Annotated in this window: 21 protein-coding genes and 2 pseudogenes; 5 read left to right on the top strand and 18 right to left on the bottom strand. The window is 63.0% G+C overall.

The features are described from left to right. Nucleotides 1-26 precede the first annotated feature (26 nt). The 7 genes from pal to ybgC all read right to left on the bottom strand — a co-directional run bounded on the left by pal (nucleotide 27) and on the right by ybgC (nucleotide 5,643). Nucleotides 27-533, bottom strand: coding sequence for a peptidoglycan-associated lipoprotein Pal (gene pal, locus LB555_RS11505; RefSeq protein WP_015315272.1), 507 nt, complete (start codon nucleotides 531-533; stop codon nucleotides 27-29). Nucleotides 534-792: 259 nt separating this feature from the next. Continuing rightward, the gene (locus LB555_RS11500) at nucleotides 793-1,170 is read right to left on the bottom strand and encodes a four helix bundle protein (protein WP_015315271.1); all 378 of its coding nucleotides are present in this window, start codon (nucleotides 1,168-1,170) and stop codon (nucleotides 793-795) included. Nucleotides 1,171-1,202: 32 nt separating this feature from the next. After that, nucleotides 1,203-2,474, bottom strand: coding sequence for a Tol-Pal system beta propeller repeat protein TolB (tolB, locus tag LB555_RS11495; RefSeq protein WP_224531044.1), 1,272 nt, complete (start codon nucleotides 2,472-2,474; stop codon nucleotides 1,203-1,205). Between the two features lie 78 nt (nucleotides 2,475-2,552). Continuing rightward, a complete protein-coding gene (locus tag LB555_RS11490) occupies nucleotides 2,553-3,710 on the bottom strand; it encodes a TonB family protein (protein WP_224682905.1) in 1,158 nt (385 codons plus the stop codon). A gap of 7 nt (nucleotides 3,711-3,717) precedes the next feature. After that, nucleotides 3,718-4,173: a protein TolR gene (gene tolR, locus LB555_RS11485; RefSeq protein ID WP_023784270.1), complete on the bottom strand. Its 456-nt coding sequence runs from the start codon at nucleotides 4,171-4,173 to the stop codon at nucleotides 3,718-3,720. A 9-nt stretch (nucleotides 4,174-4,182) separates the two neighbouring features. Further along, nucleotides 4,183-4,893 (bottom strand): protein TolQ, encoded by a 711-nt coding sequence (gene tolQ / locus LB555_RS11480; protein ID WP_015315267.1) that lies wholly within the window; start codon nucleotides 4,891-4,893, stop codon nucleotides 4,183-4,185. 270 nt (nucleotides 4,894-5,163) lie between these two features. Further along, nucleotides 5,164-5,643: a tol-pal system-associated acyl-CoA thioesterase gene (gene ybgC, locus LB555_RS11475; RefSeq protein ID WP_140822578.1), complete on the bottom strand. Its 480-nt coding sequence runs from the start codon at nucleotides 5,641-5,643 to the stop codon at nucleotides 5,164-5,166. 53 nt (nucleotides 5,644-5,696) lie between these two features. Between ybgC and LB555_RS11470 the strand changes: the two genes are divergently transcribed. Further along, nucleotides 5,697-6,947: a glycoside hydrolase family 5 protein gene (locus LB555_RS11470; RefSeq protein ID WP_224682904.1), complete on the top strand. Its 1,251-nt coding sequence runs from the start codon at nucleotides 5,697-5,699 to the stop codon at nucleotides 6,945-6,947. Between the two features lie 25 nt (nucleotides 6,948-6,972). On the opposite strand, the gene LB555_RS11465 is transcribed toward LB555_RS11470, so the two are convergent. From LB555_RS11465 to LB555_RS11430, 8 genes and pseudogenes are all read right to left on the bottom strand, one after another. Continuing rightward, the gene (locus tag LB555_RS11465; RefSeq protein ID WP_140616637.1) at nucleotides 6,973-7,869 is read right to left on the bottom strand and encodes a metallophosphoesterase; all 897 of its coding nucleotides are present in this window, start codon (nucleotides 7,867-7,869) and stop codon (nucleotides 6,973-6,975) included. A gap of 210 nt (nucleotides 7,870-8,079) precedes the next feature. Beyond that, entirely contained in the window at nucleotides 8,080-9,117 is a 1,038-nt protein-coding gene (gene ruvB, locus LB555_RS11460) for a Holliday junction branch migration DNA helicase RuvB (RefSeq protein WP_224682903.1), read from the bottom strand. Nucleotides 9,118-9,160: 43 nt separating this feature from the next. After that, nucleotides 9,161-9,781 carry a Holliday junction branch migration protein RuvA gene (gene ruvA, locus LB555_RS11455; RefSeq protein ID WP_015315262.1) on the bottom strand — a complete coding sequence of 207 codons (621 nt, stop codon included), beginning with the start codon at nucleotides 9,779-9,781 and terminating at the stop codon, nucleotides 9,161-9,163. A 28-nt stretch (nucleotides 9,782-9,809) separates the two neighbouring features. Next, nucleotides 9,810-10,218: pseudogene (locus LB555_RS11450) on the bottom strand (type II toxin-antitoxin system VapC family toxin). Next, complete coding sequence (locus tag LB555_RS11445) at nucleotides 10,196-10,465, bottom strand: AbrB/MazE/SpoVT family DNA-binding domain-containing protein (protein WP_015315260.1); 270 nt, start codon at nucleotides 10,463-10,465, stop codon at nucleotides 10,196-10,198. Before LB555_RS11445 ends, LB555_RS11450 begins: the two are co-directional and overlap by 23 nt. A 55-nt stretch (nucleotides 10,466-10,520) precedes the next feature. Then, nucleotides 10,521-11,030: a crossover junction endodeoxyribonuclease RuvC gene (gene ruvC, locus LB555_RS11440; protein ID WP_224682902.1), complete on the bottom strand. Its 510-nt coding sequence runs from the start codon at nucleotides 11,028-11,030 to the stop codon at nucleotides 10,521-10,523. An 88-nt stretch (nucleotides 11,031-11,118) separates the two neighbouring features. After that, entirely contained in the window at nucleotides 11,119-11,652 is a 534-nt protein-coding gene (locus LB555_RS11435; RefSeq protein WP_015315258.1) for a DUF1465 family protein, read from the bottom strand. A gap of 373 nt (nucleotides 11,653-12,025) precedes the next feature. Beyond that, nucleotides 12,026-12,418: a hypothetical protein gene (locus LB555_RS11430; protein WP_015315257.1), complete on the bottom strand. Its 393-nt coding sequence runs from the start codon at nucleotides 12,416-12,418 to the stop codon at nucleotides 12,026-12,028. 326 nt (nucleotides 12,419-12,744) lie between these two features. On the opposite strand from LB555_RS11430, the gene LB555_RS11425 reads away from it, so the two are divergent. Further along, complete coding sequence (locus tag LB555_RS11425) at nucleotides 12,745-13,296, top strand: DUF2269 family protein (RefSeq protein WP_140616634.1); 552 nt, start codon at nucleotides 12,745-12,747, stop codon at nucleotides 13,294-13,296. Nucleotides 13,297-13,309: 13 nt separating this feature from the next. On the opposite strand, the gene LB555_RS11420 is transcribed toward LB555_RS11425, so the two are convergent. The 3 genes and pseudogenes from LB555_RS11420 to LB555_RS11410 all read right to left on the bottom strand — a co-directional run bounded on the left by LB555_RS11420 (nucleotide 13,310) and on the right by LB555_RS11410 (nucleotide 15,459). Then, complete coding sequence (locus LB555_RS11420; RefSeq protein WP_224682901.1) at nucleotides 13,310-14,080, bottom strand: sulfite exporter TauE/SafE family protein; 771 nt, start codon at nucleotides 14,078-14,080, stop codon at nucleotides 13,310-13,312. A 105-nt stretch (nucleotides 14,081-14,185) separates the two neighbouring features. Continuing rightward, nucleotides 14,186-14,915, bottom strand: a pseudogene (locus tag LB555_RS11415) (class I SAM-dependent methyltransferase). Between the two features lie 91 nt (nucleotides 14,916-15,006). Continuing rightward, the gene (locus LB555_RS11410) at nucleotides 15,007-15,459 is read right to left on the bottom strand and encodes an Lrp/AsnC family transcriptional regulator (protein WP_015315253.1); all 453 of its coding nucleotides are present in this window, start codon (nucleotides 15,457-15,459) and stop codon (nucleotides 15,007-15,009) included. A 132-nt stretch (nucleotides 15,460-15,591) separates the two neighbouring features. Between LB555_RS11410 and LB555_RS11405 the strand changes: the two genes are divergently transcribed. The 3 genes from LB555_RS11405 (at nucleotide 15,592) to LB555_RS11395 (ending at nucleotide 18,320) form a co-directional block, all read left to right on the top strand. Beyond that, nucleotides 15,592-16,497 (top strand): DMT family transporter, encoded by a 906-nt coding sequence (locus LB555_RS11405; protein WP_224682900.1) that lies wholly within the window; start codon nucleotides 15,592-15,594, stop codon nucleotides 16,495-16,497. 133 nt (nucleotides 16,498-16,630) lie between these two features. Beyond that, the gene (locus LB555_RS11400; protein WP_224682899.1) at nucleotides 16,631-17,278 is read left to right on the top strand and encodes a thiamine phosphate synthase; all 648 of its coding nucleotides are present in this window, start codon (nucleotides 16,631-16,633) and stop codon (nucleotides 17,276-17,278) included. A gap of 46 nt (nucleotides 17,279-17,324) precedes the next feature. Next, a complete protein-coding gene (locus LB555_RS11395) occupies nucleotides 17,325-18,320 on the top strand; it encodes a tetratricopeptide repeat protein (protein WP_140875528.1) in 996 nt (331 codons plus the stop codon). Nucleotides 18,321-18,433: the final 113 nt, after the last annotated feature.

Here is an 18,433-nt window from a genome sequence, read left to right as displayed (position 1 = left end):
GTGCGCGCCTTTCGGCGCGCGACGCCTCAGGAACCAGCGCCGCTGAGCGTGGTGACGGCGCGGCGATTCTGCGACCAGCAGGAGATGTCGTCGCATACGGCGACCGGACGTTCCTTGCCGTAGGAAATCGTCTTGAGACGGCTCGCCGAAACGCCCTTGGAAACCAGGAAGTCGCGCGTGGCGGCGGCACGGCGGGCACCGAGCGCCAGATTGTATTCGCGCGTGCCGCGTTCGTCGGCATGGCCTTCGACGACGATGGCATACTGCTTGTACTGGTTCAGCCACTGTGCCTGGCGCGACAGCGTCGTCTGTGCGTCGGCACGGATCGAGGTCGAGTCCGTATCGAAGAAGATACGGTCGCCGATGTTGACGGTGAAGTCCTGTGCCGAGCCGGGTGTTGCGGCACCCGCGCCATTGAGGCCAAGGTCAGCGGCGCTGTTCGGGGTCTTCTTCGAAGCGCAACCGGTGATGGCGAGCATCGCCACCAGCGCGATCATGGCCGGGTTTCTGGTCAGTGCTGCGATACGGCCCATGCCGCCTCTCCTTCGTATTCGAGTGATCATGTTTCGAGTGATTTCGTTGATCACCCAGTAACCACGTTTGGGTTAACCGGCATTCAAGAAACACGGTTAAAATTTGGTTTAGGCTGCCCGTCCGCAGCTGTTTTGTCATAGGCCACAGTTGGCGCGGACCCTAGGCGGAAATGCGGCCAAAACGCGACGAAGGCATGGAAAAGGGGAATGTAAGAGGGGAATTGAAGAGTTGGAGAACTGAAGAATTGAAGAAGGATGGTCACCCTAGCTTCACTCTGAGGTTCACCAGCATTCCGTACACCTGGCCATACGATTGTAGCCACTCGTCCCGTTGCGCCTGCGAGATGTATTCGAGATCGAACGCGTATGAAATCCACGTCTCCACTTCACTGCACGATCCTATGGCCATCGAAATGAACCGGCCAAATTCGGCTTTGGAGTGGCTCTGTTTGGCAAATCCCTCAGCCAGATTGGCGCAAATCCCTTTGCTGGAACGCCGCAACTGATCGGCCAGCGCGTATTGCTCTATCTTGGGAAAAGCGAGGGTGGCCTTGTGAACCGCCAGAGAGACCACGTAAGCGCGCTTGTAGACCTCTAGATCCTTTGCTCGCTTAACGTAGCCCTCTGCTTTCACCATCTCTTCAATTCTTCAGTTCGCCAATTCCCGTTCTATTCCAGCAGCGGCGACCAGGCCGGATCCGAAGCAAAGTTCGTCGTCGGGATCGGCTGCTCGTTGCGGCCGGTGAGATCGACGGAAACCAGTTTCGGGCCGCCATTGGCGTCGCGGAAGAACATCAGCACGCGGCCGTTCGGCGCCCAGGTCGGGCCTTCCTGCTGGAAGCCGGACGACAGTATGCGCTCGCCCGAGCCGTCGGTCTTCATGACGCCGATCTGGAATTCGCCGCCGCTCTGCTTGGTGAAGGCGATGAGGTCGCCGCGCGGCGACCACACCGGCGTCGAATAGACGCCGTCGCCGAACGAGATGCGGGTCTGGCCCGATCCGTCGGCGCCCATGACGTAGATCTGCGCGCGACCGCCACGGTCGGAGGTGAACACCACCTTGCTGCCGTCGGGCGAGTAGGAAGGCGAGGTGTCGATGGCGGTCGAGTTGGTCAGCCGCGTCGTCGAACGGCTGCGCAGGTCCATGGCGAAGATGTTGGAATTGCCGTCGTCGCGCAGCAGGCTCATGATCACCTTCTGGCCGTCGGGCGAGAAGCGCGGTGCAAAGGTCATGCCTGGAAAATTGCCTACCAGTTCACGCTGCCCGGTCTCGATCTGCAGGAGATAGACCCTGGGCTGGCCGCTCTCATAGGACATGTAGGTGATTTCCTGCCGGTTCGGCGAGAAGCGCGGCGTCAGCACGATCGACCTGCCGTCCGAAAGGTAGCGGACGTTGGCGCCATCCTGGTCCATGATGGCGAGGCGCTTCTTGCGCGCGTTCTTGGCGCCGGACTCGTCGATGAAGACGACGCGCGTATCGAAATAGCCCTTCTCGCCGGTCAGCCGTTCATAGATGGCGTCGGCGATGATGTGGGCGACGCGGCGCTGATTGGCGTCATTGGCGAAGAACTGCTCGCCGGCCATCTGCTGGCCCGCGAATGTGTCCCATAGCCGGTACTGGGCGCGGATGCGGCCGTCTGCTTCCTTGCTGACGCTGCCGGTGACCAGAGCCTGCGCATTGATCACCTTCCAGTCGTCGAAGCGGGGGGTTGCGTCCGGATTGGCGATCTTCTCGATGAAGGCGCTCTTGTCGATCGGCGCGAACAGGCCGGAGCGCTTCAAGTCGGCGGTGACGATCTGGGAAATCTGCGCGCCAAGTGCGTCGCCGCCCTGGAAATCGGTGATGGCGATCGGCAACGGCTCGACATTGCCCTTGTTGACGTTGAGTTCGACCAGCGCCCAGGCAGGCATCGGAACGATGGCCGTCATGCCCAGCGCCATGGCTGCAATCGTCAGGAGCGGCTTGAGGATTGATTTCATGTCTTCTCGCTTCTCATACTGATCTTCGGATATCAGGGCCTAGAGGCCGAGCATCTCCCTTGGGTCGAATGTGACCCGGATGTCGTTCCAGATGTCCTGCTTGCCGGCGGGAACCTGCAGGCCGGCCATGTCGCATTTCTGAACCGCGCGCACCGCGCTCTCGTCGAACTGCCTGTTGCCGCTCGACGTTTCAACGGAAGGACGGCCGTCGAGCTTGCCGGAGTTGTTCAGGTTGAAACGGACGACGACGACGAAATTCTCCGAACCTTCAAGCCCGACTGGCAAGGTCCAGCAACCGCCGAGCTGGCTTTCCAGGGCGCCCTGCTCCGACTTCGACAGCTTCTGGCCCTGATCCTTGTCGCCGCCGAGCGACGCTTGCTGCGTCGAGCGCTTGGCGCCGCCACCGGACGGCTTCTGCTTGTCGAGCAGCGCCGAAATCTCGTTGGCGTTGAACTGCTTGTCGTCCGACTTTGGCTTGGACGAGGCTTCCTTGACTGGCTTGTCGGCATCCTTGCGTTCAGGCGCCTTGGCGCTTTCGGCCTGTGCCGGCTGCGGCTTCGGCCGGGCCTCCGGCGCGGGCGCCGAATTCGGCAACTGCGTCTCCTCGGTGGGCGGGTCCTTGGCTATGGCCTCGGCGACGGCGTCGGGCTTGACCTCGGGCGTCGGATCGATGGCGGCGGTCTTGTCCTGCGGCGGCGGTGTCGGCGCGGGCTTTGCCGGAGTGGGCTTCGGCTCGGTCTGCTTGACCGGCTCAGGCTTGACCTCTTCCTTGGGCGTCGGCGCTGGCGCCACTTCCGTCGCCGGAATGGGCTTGGGCTTTTCCTGCGGCTTCGGCACGTCCTCGGTCTTCGGGATTTCCTTCGGGGTCGGCGCGGGCGCCGGAGCCGAGGTCGTGTCGACGGGTTTCGGCTTGGCCTCAGGCGTTATCGGCTTGTCGGTGTCGACGCTGTTTTCGCCGACCTTCTGTGCATTCGGCACGATATCGGGACGCTGCGTCGGCAACGGCGCCGGCTTTTCATGCATCACGGCCTTCTTGTCGCCCTGCAGGGTCTGCGCAATGGCTTCCATCGGCACGATATCGACCGCGACGGACTCGACATCGGCGGACGGAAGCGCGGCCGGCGCCGACAGCGTGAACAGGCCGAAGGCCAGCACCGCCGTGTGCAAGATCACCGATGTGGTGAGGCCGGTCCTCATCGTGCGTCTATTGATCCTGTTCCTGCAGTGAAACCAGGCCGATGTTCTTGTAGCCAGCGGCCGAAATGCGGGCCATCACCTTCATCGCCGTGCCGTAGTCGGTCGACTTGTCGCCCCGGATGAAGATGCGCTCTTCATAGCCGGTCTTCGAGATCGCCTGCAGCTTGGCCACCAGCTCCTCGATCGGAATCTCGGTTTCCTGCAGGAAGATCTTGCCGGTCGCATCGATCGACACGGTGATCGGCTGGGTGTCGGCATTCATCGCCTTGGCCTGCGTGTCGGGCAGGTCGATCGGCACGCCGACCGTCAGCATCGGTGCGGCGACCATGAAGATGATCAGCAGCACCAGCATCACGTCGACCATCGGCGTGACGTTGATCTCCGACATCAATGCATGGTGACGGCCGCGCCGTCGATGACCCCTGCCGCCACGTCCACCACCTGCGCCTACAGACATTCCCATGATCGTCCCTCAGGCCTTCGGCGCGACTTTTTCATCGATTTGGCGCGAGAGTATGGCGGAGAACTCGTCGGAGAACCCCTCCATCCGCACGGCGATCTTGCTCGCATCTGATGACAGCTTGTTATAGGCGATGACCGCCGGAATGGCGGCGAGCAGGCCGATGGCCGTCGCCAGCAGCGCCTCGGCGATGCCGGGCGCGACCACCGCGAGACTGGTGTTCTTTGAGCCGGCGATGGCCTGGAACGAGGTCATGATGCCGATGACGGTGCCGAACAGGCCGATGAAAGGTGCCGCCGAGCCGGTGGTGGCGAGAAAGCCGAGGCGGCCCTCCAGCTTTTCCATCTCACGGGTCAGCGCCAGGTCCATGGCCTTGTCGATGCGGGTCTGCAGGCCGAGCGGCGACTTGGCGCCTTTCTCGAAACTCTTCTTCCATTCGCGCATGGCGGCGACGAAGATGGCGCCCATGCCTGTCGTCTTGCGGTCGGCAAGGGTGCGATAGAGCTCCTCCAGCGACTGCCCGGACCAGAAAACCTGCTCGAAGCGGTTCAGCGCCAGGCGCATGCGGCCATAGGCAACCAGCTTGTCGACGATGATCGCCCAGGTCCACACCGAGGCGCAGAGCAGCCCGATCATGACCAGCTTGACCACCCAGCTGGCCTGCATGAACAAGGCCCAAATCGACAATTGCGCGCCCGGTTCGGCGAGTGCGATATTTTCCATCGTTACGTCCTTAAGATTTTCCGGGCGAAGCTGGCGGCTGGCCCATGGCATCCCTTGTGGTCGGTTCGCAAGAAGCTACCGGACACCCCAAACCGTGCCGTTAGCGGCCTTTTCGGGGCAAATATTGGTGAAAGGAAGGCGCTGGATAACGCCAATCTTCACCAATCTCTTCATGAACCGTTATGGTTAAGGATGGGTTAGTCTAGAAGGCGCGGCGCATTGCCGCGCCCCAGCGGCGGCGCTGGCGAAGTCGGCACGCGATCCGTCCAATCAGTCCTGGGGAACGACCTTGGGCATGAACGCCGCCACCCATTCCCTGGGAAAACGCCTCGGCCGGCCGTTCTCGCCGATGATCGCCGCCTCGACCTTGGCCTCCACCAGCACCTCATCGCCGCGCTTGAGCTGCTGCGCCATGAAGATACGCGCGCCGGAAATGGTCTCGGTGCGGGTGTCGACGGTCAGGATGTCATCGATACGGGCGGGGATGCGGAAGTCGATCTCCATGCGGCGCACCACCCACACGATCTTCTCGCCGTGCTTGCCGTCGGCGAGTTCGGTGTGATGCACGCCGGTGAGCCTGAGATAGTCGGAGCGGCCGCGCTCGAGGAATTCCAGATAGCGCGCGTGATAGACGACACCCGAGAAATCGGTATCGGCATAATAGACCCGCGCCATCAGCCGGTGGCCGAACGCGGTCAGCGCACCGGAAAGCCCTGCCAGCAATGCCGCGGATTCACCATGATCGCCCATTGCGCTTCCCTTTTGGATGCCGACGCGGCAGGTATTTTTGGCGCATGAACCCGATGGCACTGTTAACGACGATGATCAAGACCTTGATGGCGGTCGTGCTGGCGCTGGCCGCTTCCACACTGTCGGGTGAGGCGGCGACCTTCACGATGAAGCGCGGTCTCAATCTCGACCAGTGGGTCACCTGGCCCGGCGAGGACCAGTGGGGTGATGCCAAGGCCATCCTGCCCTACCCGGAATGGCGCAAATTCCTCAACGAGGACGACCTCAAGGCGCTGAAGGATGCCGGCTTCGATTTCCTGCGCATGCCGGTCGATCCGTCGCCTTTTCTCTCGGACAAGACAACGGACCTTCGTGACCAACTCAATGCCAGCGTGCTGGACTCGGCGCGCATGATCAATCGCGCCGGACTGAAGGTCATCGTCGACATGCACCTGATCCCGGCCGGCGGCGGCCGCAAGATCGGCATGGGCGAAGTGATGGACGACCCCGCGACCTTCGACCGCTATGTCGAGGTGGTTCGCGGCATGGCGCGCACGCTGGCCGCCGAAGATCCCGAGAAGGTCGCTTTCGAACCCATGAACGAGCCGATCGTCGATTGCGACAGCGACGGCACCAGCCTGTGGCCCGACCGCCAGCGCAAGCTGTTCGCGGCGGCGCGCGCCTCGGCGACGAAACTGACGCTGGTCCTGACCGGAGCTTGCTATTCCGCTGCTTCGTCTCTGGAAAAGATCGACCCGAAGACGATCCCAGACGACAACGTCATCTGGACCTTCCACTCCTATGACCCGTTCCTGCTCACCCATCAGGGCGCGACCTGGGCCGGCGACTTCATTCCCTATGTGACCGGCCTGCCCTATCCTTTGACCGCGGTGCCGAAGGCGCAGCTTGATGTGACGCTGGACACCATCCGCGCCCGGATCAAGGCCGAGGCGCCGTGGACACGGCAGCATGGCCTGCTTGCCTACCTCGACGAGCAGGTCGCCAGCATGGACAGCGCCGACAAGCTGCTTGGCTTGATGGATGCGCCGTTCAAGGCTGTCGAGGCTTGGGCGAGGGCCAACGGCATCAAGCCGGAAGACATCACGCTGGGCGAGTTCGGCATGATCCGCCAGGAGTATGGCAATGCCTACGTGATGCCGGCCGAATATCGGGCCGCCTATGTCAGGGACATGATCGCTCGGGCCGAAGCGCATGGCTTCTCATGGTCGGTGTGGAGCTATGGCGGGGCTTTCGGCATCGTCGACGCATTCAATGGCGACAAGGCCGAGCCTGACGTGCTGGACGCAATCCGAAGCCTGCCATGACCCGAAGCCTGCCATGACGCGCCGGTCAGCCGAGGTCTATCTGCAGGATTTCCGGGCGCATTCCGAAACGGATCGGCAAATTGCTGAAGCCAAGCCCGCCCGAGACGATGAGGTTGCGGTCGTTCTCGACGACATGGCCATAGGCGTAGCGATTGCCGAACTGGGATGGCACGATCGGCGAATAGCCGAACAGCCGCACCTGCCCGCCATGGGTGTGTCCCGATAGCGTCAGCGACACACGCCACGGCACTTTTGGAAAAATGTCCGGTTCGTGCGCCAGCAGGATGACGGGCGCGGCATCGCTGATCTTGGCCAGCGTGCCGTCGAGATCGTCCAATCCCCTGGGAGGCTCGTGTTTCTTTTTCGGCAACAGCGCCAACTGATCGGCGAGGCCCGCGATCCAGACGCCATGTCCGTCCTTTTCCAGACGCACGGCGTCGTTCTCCAGCACCGGGATGCCGGCTTTCTCCAGAGCCTTGCGCGCGATCGTCGGGCCGACTTCGGCACGCTGCGCAAAGCCGTCGGCCCACCAGTCGTGATTGCCGAGAATCGACACCACGCCGAGCGGCGCCTTGAGGCCCGACAGGGCGCCAGCCCATTCCGGCGGCGTCACCCTTTGCGACACCAGGCGCATGCCGGCTATGTAGTCGCCGAGCAGCACGATCAGGTCCGGCTGCAAGGCATTCGCCTCTTCGGCAAGCGACGCGATCCGCTCCGGCGTCATCCACGGCCGGCAAGCATGGATGTCGGCGAGCGCGACGACGCGCAGCTTCAATCCGGCCGGCCAATGCGGTGGCGTCAGCGCATAGCGCTTCACATGCGTCAGCAGCATCGGCTCGATACCGACGGCGTAGGCGCTGAAGGAGGCGACCGACAGGAACGACCCGCCGATAAAGCGCAGGAACCCGCGTCTGGTTATCATCAAGTGGCTCCGGCACCTCATTTCGGCATGCGCTGCTACATGTCGCCCAAAAGCGATCTCGGTCGGGAGGAGGACATGCATGGATGCAGCGAACCCGATACAATCCAGCAATACGCCGGTAAGCCGGCGAAGATGAGGAGAATTTGCGCAGGCCCGTTCACTGATGCTTGATCGCTGGTCCGAGAAACCCGCGCCTGATCGCTTGCGTGGCTATTCTTCCTGGAAGAGATTGATCTGCTGCTGCGCCGAATCCTTCGGCGCATCGAGGCCGAGATGGCGCCAGGCATTGGCGGTCAGCATGCGTCCGCGTGGTGTGCGCTGGATGAACCCCTGCTGGATCAGATAGGGCTCGATGATGTCCTCGATGGCATCGCGCGGCTCGGACAGGCCGGCGGCGATGGTCTCGATGCCGACCGGACCGCCGCCGAAATTACGGGCGATCATGCTGAGATAGCGGCGGTCGAGGGCGTCGAGGCCAAGCGCGTCGACTTCGAGCCGGGTCAAGGCCTCGTCGGCGATCAGGCGGTCGACATGGCCGTCGCCGGCCACCGAGGCGAAATCGCGCACGCGCCGCAGCAGCCGTCCGGCAATGCGTGGCGTGCCGCGCGCGCGCCGCGCGATTTCCAGCGCACCGTCGTCGCCGAGTGGCATCTGCAGGATGCGCGCGCCGCGCCGCACGATCTGCTCCAACTCCTCGACGGTGTAGAAGTTGAGCCGCACCGGGATGCCGAAGCGGTCGCGCAGCGGATTGGTGAGCAGGCCGAGCCGCGTGGTGGCGGCGACCAGCGTGAAGTGCGCTAGGTCGATCTTCACCGAACGCGCCGCAGGACCCTCGCCGATGATCAGGTCGAGCTGGAAATCCTCCATCGCCGGATAAAGGATTTCCTCCACCGCCGGGTTGAGCCTGTGGATCTCGTCGATGAACAGCACGTCGCCTTCTTCGAGATTGGTAAGCAATGCCGCGAGATCGCCGGCCTTGGCGATGACCGGCCCGGAGGTCGAGCGGAAATTGACACCGAGTTCGCGCGCCATGATCTGCGCCAGCGTCGTCTTGCCCAGCCCCGGCGGTCCGACGAACAGCACATGGTCGAGCGCTTCCTTGCGGCCCTTGGCGGCCTCTATGAAGACCTTGAGATTGGCCCGCACCGCCGCTTGGCCGACGAAATCGTCAAGCGTTTGCGGCCGCAGGGTCTGCTCGGCATCCTCGCCGCGCTTTTCCGGTGCAATGAGGCGGGGGGAAAGGCTCATGGGACCTTCCTTGCACAGGGCAGCGCCCCGGACAAGCGATGGCTCACCGTGCCAGTTCCTTCAACCCAAAACGGATCAGTTTGGACGCATCGGCGCCCTCGCCCGCCGTCTTCAGCGCTGCTGACACGGCGTTGGCGGCGGTGTCGCGGGAATAGCCGAGATTGACCAGCGCCGAGACGGCGTCGGTGATCGGCGCCGGCGCTACGCCTTCGCCGAGTTCCTGCTTGAGCCCAATGGTGCCGGTGGCGGTGCCCGCATAGGCCGGCGCCTTGGCCTTCAATTCGGTGACGATGCGCTCGGCCACCTTCTTGCCGACGCCGGGCGCGCGGGAAACCATGGCGATGTCGCGCAGTGCAATGGCATTGGCAAGGTCAGCCGGCGCCAGCGTCGACAGGATGGCCAGCGCCACCTTGGCGCCGACACCCGGCACATTGTTCATCAGCAGCCGAAACCATTCGCGCTCGAGCTGCGACTGGAAACCATAGAGCCGGATCATGTCCTCTCGCACATAGGTCTCGATGAACAGCACCACCGCTTCGCCAGGCGAAGGCAGCGCGGCAAGCGTGCGGGTTGAGCAGTACGCGACGTAGCCGACGCCGTGGATATCGACGAGACAATGGTCTTCGTCGACCTCGTCGAGCGTACCCTTGAGCTTGCCGATCATGCCAGATCTTTCATGGGAGATAAGCCCCTCATGGGTGCGTTTCCGGAGAGATGATATCGAGATCGGGGAAATAACTGCGATAGCGCGCGGCGTCGCGGGTCAAAAGACGATGTCCGGCAACAGCCGCATGAGCACCAATAAAGAAATCAGGCAAGATGCGTTCCCGAACGCCGCCGGCCCGGCGATAGCGGGAATGCGTGACGCCCGCAAGGAATGCCGCGTCCCAAGGTACAAGTTCGCGATCCATTTCGAGCATGTCGAAGCGCCGTCTCCGTCGGGATCAGCGGCGCGAGCTCAGACCAGACGATTGTATTGACGACCAATGCGCCGTCGCTACGGCATGAAACGATTGCAGACGCTGACCATTCCGTCAGCGGCCCGGTTGGCCCCCAAACGTCGATGAGGACATTGGTGTCAATCAACGTCGAGATCTTCACGCGGACCTCTCAACCACTCCATGTAAGCGTCGGCGGTCATGCCTCCCAGATCCAGTGTGCCCGCCATGCCGTGGAGAATATTCCTGAACCTGCGCGCGACTTCTTCATCGGACAGGTTTTCATTGACGGCAACGAGCCGAGCCCCTTCCTCGGTGGCCACGAACTCAACCTCGGAGCCCGGTCCGATGCCCAGATGGTCCCTTATCGGCTTGGGGATTGTGACTTGGCCCTTGGTGGTCACGCGCATGGTAATACCTCTAGGGTATTACTACGCGCGCAGCGTGAACAAGTCAAGAACATTGCTATTCGGCAAGCGCCATCCGGTAAGCGGCACTTTGCCGGTGATGCACGTGACAAATCGCGATGGCCAGAGCGTCGGCGGCATGTTCGGTGTCGAAGATCGCTTTCGGCAACAGCACCTTCACCATCATGTGGATCTGCTTCTTGTCGCCGTGACCGACGCCGATCACCGCTTTCTTCACCGCGTTCGGCGCATATTCGGCGACGACGAGGCCGGCGCGCGCCGGCACCAGCATGGCGATGCCGCGCGCCTGGCCGAGCTTCAGCGTCGCCACGGCATCCTTGTTGACGAAGGTCTGTTCGACCGCGGCTTCATGCGGCATGGCCCGGTGCAGGATGTCGGCGAGCCCGTCATGCAGCTGGCAGAGCCGCGTCGCCAGCGCCGCCTTGTCCTCCGAGCGGACGGTGCCCGCAGCAACAAAGCGCAAGGAATTGCCGAGGCTCTCGACGATGCCCCAGCCGGTGCGCCTGAGCCCCGGATCGATCCCGATGATGCGAATCGCGTCCCCCATGCCGTGAGTGTACCTCCGGCGGACAGCGATGCCAGCGAAAAGTGAACAAACCGGAAACGTTCAGCCAACCGGGAGGCCTCGACGTTTCTCAGTTGCGGGCGAAAGCCGTGTTGAGCAGGCTGATCTGGTCCGACACCGGATTGGGCCGGCGGGCCACGGGCTGCATGTCGACCACGGCGCCTGCGCCATAGATCTCTTCGTCCATGCGGCGCACCAATGCCTGCAGGCGCAACGACCGGTTGACGAGATCGAGGAAATCGGTCGGCAGTTCGGCCCAGCCGGCCGCCTCGTCATGGGCGGAAGCGGTGTCGAGACGCACCTTGGATTTTTCCGAAGCGACCTGATCGCGCGTCATCTCGCCGGAATTCGCCGCACGCTGCAAAAGCAGCCACGAGGCAACCTGCATCAGCCTGGTGGTCAGCCGCATCGATTCGGCCGCGTAGAGCGTGGCCGCCAGCCGCGACAGTTTCTTGGCCTCTGCCCGGCCCTTGCCGTCGAGATACTCCGCCGCCTGTTCGACCAGGCCCATGCCTTCCTGGTAAAGCGGTTTGAAGGAGTGCGAAAACACCCGGCGTTCCGCCAGCTTGACGGTTTTCGCAATGCCCTTCGAAGGCTCGTTCATTGATACGCCCCTGCACTTGCGACCGGCCGATTCGGCTCTCTGCCGATACACCCGTGACCCTATAAAACTGAAGCTTGAAAATGCGCTTCGTCCGGGGTGAAGGCAAGCACATGTTTAACAGAAGGTTAACGGCGTTCGGCCGTGCGGAATGCCGCCTGGGTGCGGACAAAAAAAGAGCCGCGGATAAGGCGGCTCTCAGGAGTTTAACAGGGAGGCGTCAAACAAAGTGGCTCCAACCACTCGGTAAGAATCCAGATCACTGGATGGACATAGTAAACGCCTGTAAAGCTTAATGAACCCTTAACGGCTCTGATGTTTTTTTACCCAACACCGTGCTCCTGTGCCGTAACAACACAGCCGCACCGGCTGGGTTTCAGCCTTCACTCAGGCTTTTTTTCCACACCACCGGCAAGGCGATGAAGGCAAACAGCAGCATGCCTGCGTAGAAGCCGATCGAAGATATCCCCAGCAACGGCTCGATCCCCGGATTTCCGGCAAGCAGTATATAAAGGCCGATCATCAGCCCGATGCCGCTGATTGCCGTCAGCCAGAAATGGACAAGGGCCAGCGTCTTTTGCCCGGCAGCCGGAAACAGGTGGTAAAAGAACGCGAAAACCGCCGACATCAGCCAACCGGCCACCATCGTGTGGGCGTGGGTCGGCATCTGGCCGTGGTCTTCGCTGATCGCCATGTGAATGCCGAGCGCCATGCCGCACAACGCGTAGATGATCGCCAGCGTGAAGAAATTCCGTGCTACCCCTTGCATATTAGTCCCCCGAATTGGCTTTTCCCAAGCTGGGAATGGGTTGATCGTCAGGCGAGCGCTGTCGCCGCCGGACTTCCGGCGTCGGCACTAGCATCGGCAGTGTTTCCGGACGATGTCGCTCCCCGACGCTGCCGACGATAGCAGAAAACCGGGCGGTGGGTTCATCATATTAGTTTCTCCTTTCGTTAGCCGGCAGCCTGAAACACAGCCGGTTTTTCCACGACATCGTCCTGAAACAGCCGCGGCGCTAAACGCTGCGGCATCGAAGCGGCGGGCGGGCAATGGCGCGGCCTCGCCAGCAACCATTGGACATCGGGGAGAAAGCCATGGATTGGTATTCCATCATCAAATTGCTGCACATCCTTTCGGCGATGCTTTGGGTCGGCGGCGGCTTCACGCTGATGGTGCTGGCGACGCTGGCGGATCGCGCCGGCAACATCCAGGGAACGCTGCAGGCGATGCGCGCCACTGGCGAACTGGGCAACCGCTTCTTCGCTCCGATGTCGATGCTGACATTGGTCTTCGGATTGATCATGTGCTCGTTCTGGGTCGGCTTCTCCGATCTCTGGGTCCTGATCGGGCTTGCCGGATACGCCACGACCTTCTGCATCGGCATGTTCGTCTTCAAGCCGACCGCCGACCGCATGGGCGCGATGATCGCCAGGGATGGCGTGACGCCTGCGGCACTTGGCTATGGACAGCGCATCCTGCGGGCGGCGCGCTTCGACTATGCGGTCATGCTCATCATCATCACCGACATGGTTCTGAAGCCTACCCTGCACGACGTCGGGATTCTCGCCGGCATGGTGGTGGTCCTTGCCGCCGGTGCCACAATGGCGCTCAGCCGGCCAAGACGCATGGTGCCCAGCGCCGCCTGACGCGGCTGGAGCGCTACATGATGCCGGCGATCCCGTCCCACAGAAGCTTCACTGCCACGACCGCCACGGTCGCATAGGTGAAGGGATAAAAAATTTCTGGCCGCATCCGCCGCACCAGCCAGGCACCGGCGATGGTCGACAGTGGCGCCAGCGGCATCAGCACGGCGGACGCCGTCAGATTGGCGGTGTCGAACTGGCCGAGCGCGAAATACGGGATGAGTTTCAGCGCGTTGGTAGCGGCGAAGAAGATCGCTGCCGTGCCCGACAACACCTTGGGGTCGAGCCGGATCGGCAAGGCATAGACCTGGAAGGGCGGGCCGCCGACATGGGCGACGAAGCTGGTGAAGCCTGCGACCGTGCCCCATATGGCCGCGGCCACGCGATTAGGTGCGGCCGCATGGTCGGAACCATGACGAAATTGCAGGTAAAGCCAGCGCAGCACGAAGACGATGGCAACGGCGCCGACGATGAGCCGCACCGCTTCCTCGGTGACCAGTGCCGCCGTCAGCCAGCCAAGCCCTATGCCGAGAACAGCGCCCGGCATCATGTCGACCAGCATCTTGCGGTCGTACACGCCCCACCATGTCCACACCGAGACGATGTCCATCAAGCACAGGATCGGCAGCAGGATGGCGGCCGCTTGAACCGGCGGCATGGTCAGCGCCATCAGCGGCACGCCGACGAAACCGACCGCGCCGCCGAAGCCGCCCTTGGACAGGCCGACCAGGATGACCGCCGGAATGGCGGCCGCGTAGAACCACGGATCGAGAAGCAGGCCTGACATGAGGAGGAACTGATCTGGAGGGAAAGCGCGTCGACGCCTGAATAGCCCACAATCTTGAGTCGAGCGACAGCAAAAGCAACCCGCGCGCCTCGCCATGCCCCTATTCTATCGGCACGCCGAAACCAGCAGGAACATCGGCCGCTCGAGTTCTTCCGCCAGGTCCGGTCTGGCCGCGATCTGCGCGTCCGTCGGACGGAATTCCTCGACATGCTCGATCGTGAAACCCGCGCGGATCAGGGCGTTGAGCGTGGTGCCGATGGTGCGGTGATGTTTCACCACCCCCCTTGGTCAGCCAGTTGGTCTTGCGCGGCCCTTCCACCAGATATTGGTCGACAGGCCAGGTCCTTTTCCCCTCCCCATCGATCGACCAGCCCGGATTGGTCGGCGCCATGTAGATCGGATGCTCGGTCGAGAAGACGAAATGCCCGCCGGGCAACAGGGCTTCGTGCACGGCCCCGAACAGGCGCTCAATGTCTTCGACGTAATGCAAGGCGAGCGAACTGTAGGCGAGGTCGAAGCCGCCTTGCGGCAGGCTGAGCTGGTCGAGGTCGGCTCTCTCGTAGGTGATGCCGGTGTCCGGGCCGGCCGCTCTCGCACGGGCCAGCATCTTCTCCGAGAGGTCCAGCCCAAGGACTTCCCTCGCTCCATTTTCATGTGCCCAGCGGCAGAACCAGCCAAAGCCGCAGCCGAGGTCGACGACCCTCAGGCCACCGACATCGGGCAGCATCGCGCGCAACGCCGGCCACTCGGCGGCACCATCCAGGCCTTCGACGGAGCGGCCAAGCTGGCTGTAGCCCGCAAAGAAATCGGGTTGATCGTAAATGTTCTGCGCCATCTTTTTTTGGCTCCTCGGACGGTCATCCGGCGGAAGACTGACATATGGTGGACTGGCCGCGCCTTTCCACCACTGCCATGCCGTGTCAAGCCTACGAGGCCGCCGGCAACCCCAGTGGCGGCGGTCGCCGCCGGATCGGCTGTGCCTTGATAATGGCGGTGCTGGTCTCGGCCTTGTCGGCGATGCGATCGAGAATGCCGTCGAGGTCGCCGATCGAGCGCACGAACAGCCGGGCGACGAAGCAGTCGTCGCCGGTCACCTTGTCGCATTCGCCAAACGCCTCAATCTCCTCGATCAATTTCTGAACGATGTGCAGCTTGCCCGGCAGAGGCTTGATCCGCACGATCGCCTGCAGCGTATAGCCGAGCGCCAGCGGATCGATCTCGACGGTGAACGCCCGGATGACGCCGCGCTCCTCGAGGCGCCGCAGCCGCTCCGAAACGCTCGGCGACGATAGCCCGACCTGGGCCGCCAGATCCTTCAGCGAGGTTCGCGCATCCCTGACCAGGATTTCCAGCAGATTTCGGTCTAAATCATCCAGCATTTTCTATTTCTCGTTGATTTCGAGCGGATGCCTAATTTAATTAGGCACTATCATTATATTGCCTTTCCTAGGAGATGGATAGCCCAGACCTCACATGAGATTATGCCGCCTCAACGGGTTCAGAGGCTTATTATGAACGATACGGTACGAGGCACGGTCGAAATGTCGGCCGCAATGGCGATCCTGGGAACGATCGGCTGGTTCGTCATCATGTCCGGTCAGCCGATCATGGATGTCGTGTTCTGGCGCTGCGCGTTCGGCGCGCTGACGCTGCTCTTCATCTGCGCTTCGCTTGGATTGCTGCGCAACAGGCTGTCGTTGCGCGTCATCGGCCTTGCCGCGCTAGGGGGTGCGGCGATCGTCATCAACTGGCTGCTCTTGTTCAGCGCCTTCTCCCGCGCGTCGATCTCGATCGCCACTGCCGTCTACAACACGCAGCCTTTCATGCTGGTCGGCTTCGGCGCGCTCTTGTTCGCCGAGCGGCTGACATTGACCAAGCTGACATGGCTGGCAATCGCCTTCGCCGGCATGCTGCTGATCGTCGCCGCTGCTCCCGATGCCGCTGATGTCGGCACGAACTATTTCGCCGGGATCCTGATGGCCCTGGCCGCCGCCTTTTTCTGGGCCGTCGCGGCAATCGTCACCAAGAAGCTCAAGGGCACGCCACCGCATCTGATCGCGCTGATTCAGGTCTGCGTCGGCGTCGTCATGCTCGCGCCCTTCGCCAATCTCGCGCATCTCCCCGGCGATCCATGGAGCTGGGCCATGCTGGCAACGCTCGGCATCGTCCACACCGGCCTGATGTACATCCTTATGTACGGCGCCATCCAGAAGCTGCCGACGCATCTGCAGGGGTCGCTGTCCTTCATTTATCCGGTCGTTGCCATCCTGGTCGATGTCACCGCCTTCGGCCACCGGCTGCACCTCAGTCAGGTCGCCGGCGCCGCCGCCATCCTGATCGCGGCCGCCGGCATGAACCTCGGCTGGACATTGTGGAAACCGAGACCGGCCGCCGCGAGCCCCGAGCCGATCAAGTAAGGCGACGCGCCGGCTGTCCGGCGGATCAAAAATCGCGATCCCGGCTGCCCGCCTGTTCAAAGCGGGCAGTTTGCTCTATGCCGCAATCCAACCATCTTCGCCCGGCATAGGCGAAACCCGGGATCGAAGAACCATGAATGACGCAACGCCCCCCAACCGCTGCCGCATCGTGCTGATTGCGCCGTCCGGCGTACCGGCGGATCGGATCACGGCCGCATTCGACGGCGGCGATGTCGCCTCGCTGATCCTGCCCGAGAACGGCATGGACGAGGCCTCCTTCCAGGCCTTCGCCGAGCGTATCGTGCCGGCCGCGCAGGCCGCCGGAGTGGCCGTCATTATCGCTGGCGACACCCGCATCGCGGGCCGCGTCCAGGCCGACGGCATCCATGTCGAGGTCTCCAAGGCCGAACTCGCCGAGACGATCGAACATTTCCAGGCGAAAATGACGGTCGGCGCCGGCGGCGCCAAGACGCGTGACGACGCGCTCGAACTCGGCGAAGCCCGGCCCGACTACATTTTCTTCGGCCGGTTCGGCTACGACAACAAGCCCGAGCCGCATCCGCGCAACCTGTCATTGGGGCAATGGTGGGCGCAGATGATCCAGATCCCCTGCATCGTCGAGGCCGGTTCCGATCTTGCCTCTGTCGAAACCGTGGCCGCCACCGGCGCCGAATTCGTCGCGCTGTCGAGCGCCGTGTTCGCCGACGGCATCGATCCGAAGGTGGCGATCGCCCGGGCCAATGCGCTGCTCGACGAAACAGCGCCGCGCCTTGAGGACTGACGTGTTCCTGGCAAGGCTTTCCCTTCAGGCCCTGCTCGCGGCGGTGATGATCCAGGCCGCCGCCGCCGAAACCGTTCCCTTGCCGCAGCCCAAGCCTGAAACCGGCGTGCACACCGACAAGCCGATCGAAAAGCAGCTGCCGCAGCCCGCCACTACATCGGAACCCGCGCCGTTGCCGTCGGCCGACAGCGTCAATCCCGACCGCTTTGGCGCCAAGCCGGCGGACGCTGCCTATGGTGCCTTCCAGCGTGGTCTTTACAAGACCGCCTATAATCTGGCGCTGGTCCGCGCGCAGAATGGCGATCCGGCGGCGCAGACGCTGGTGGCCGAGATCTTGTCGCGTGGGTTGGGCGTGCCGTTGAACGCGGCCGAAGCCGCGAAATGGTACGCGCTTGCCGCCGAGCAGGGTGTGCCGGAATCGCAGTTCCAATATGCGCTGATGCTGCTCGACGGCCGCTACGTCAAGAAGGACGCGAAGGAAGCCTACGCCCTGATGCAGGCCGCCGCCGAAGCCGGCAATCAGCTTGCGCAGTTCAATTTCGCGCAGATGCTGGTCCAGCAGGATCCCGGCAACGCCGGCCTGGCCAAGGCGGTTTCCTACTATGAGCGCGCCGCCGCGACCGGTCTTGCCGACGCGCAGTACGCCATGTCGCAGATCTATGCCAACGGCGTCGGCGGCAAGCCGCGCGACGATGCACAGGCACGGCGGCTGCTGGCGCAGGCCGCCCGTCAGAACTACGACACCGCGCAGATCGATCTCGCCGCCTGGATGATCGAGGGCCGCGGCGGCGCGCGTGACCTGAAATCGGCCTTCGGCTGGACGAAGCAAGCCGCCGAAGGCGGCAATGTCGCGGCGCAGAACCGGCTGGCAAAACTCTATATGCAAGGCATCGGCACCGATCCCGACCTCGTGCTCGCCGGCGCCTGGTACATCGTCGCCCGCCGCGCCGGTCTCATCGATCAGCAGATGGACGATTTCCTGCAAGGGCTGAGCGACGACCAGACCAAGCAGGCCCTGCAGAAGGCCAACCGCCTGCCCTGATGGCGGTAGGCGGAACCGGCCGGTGCCCGCCCCCGTTGCTCAGCCGCAACCCGCCCTCCCTTGCCTCTCCGGACGATTTGTGGTCTTGGAGCCTTAAATCGCCTGTCGGCGAA

It is taken from the genome of Mesorhizobium sp. BR-1-1-10, from assembly GCF_020165595.1.
Taxonomy (GTDB): domain Bacteria; phylum Pseudomonadota; class Alphaproteobacteria; order Rhizobiales; family Rhizobiaceae; genus Mesorhizobium; species Mesorhizobium australicum.
The sequence above is the reverse complement of the archived record's forward strand: the minus strand, read 5'-3'. Positions and strand labels throughout refer to the sequence as shown.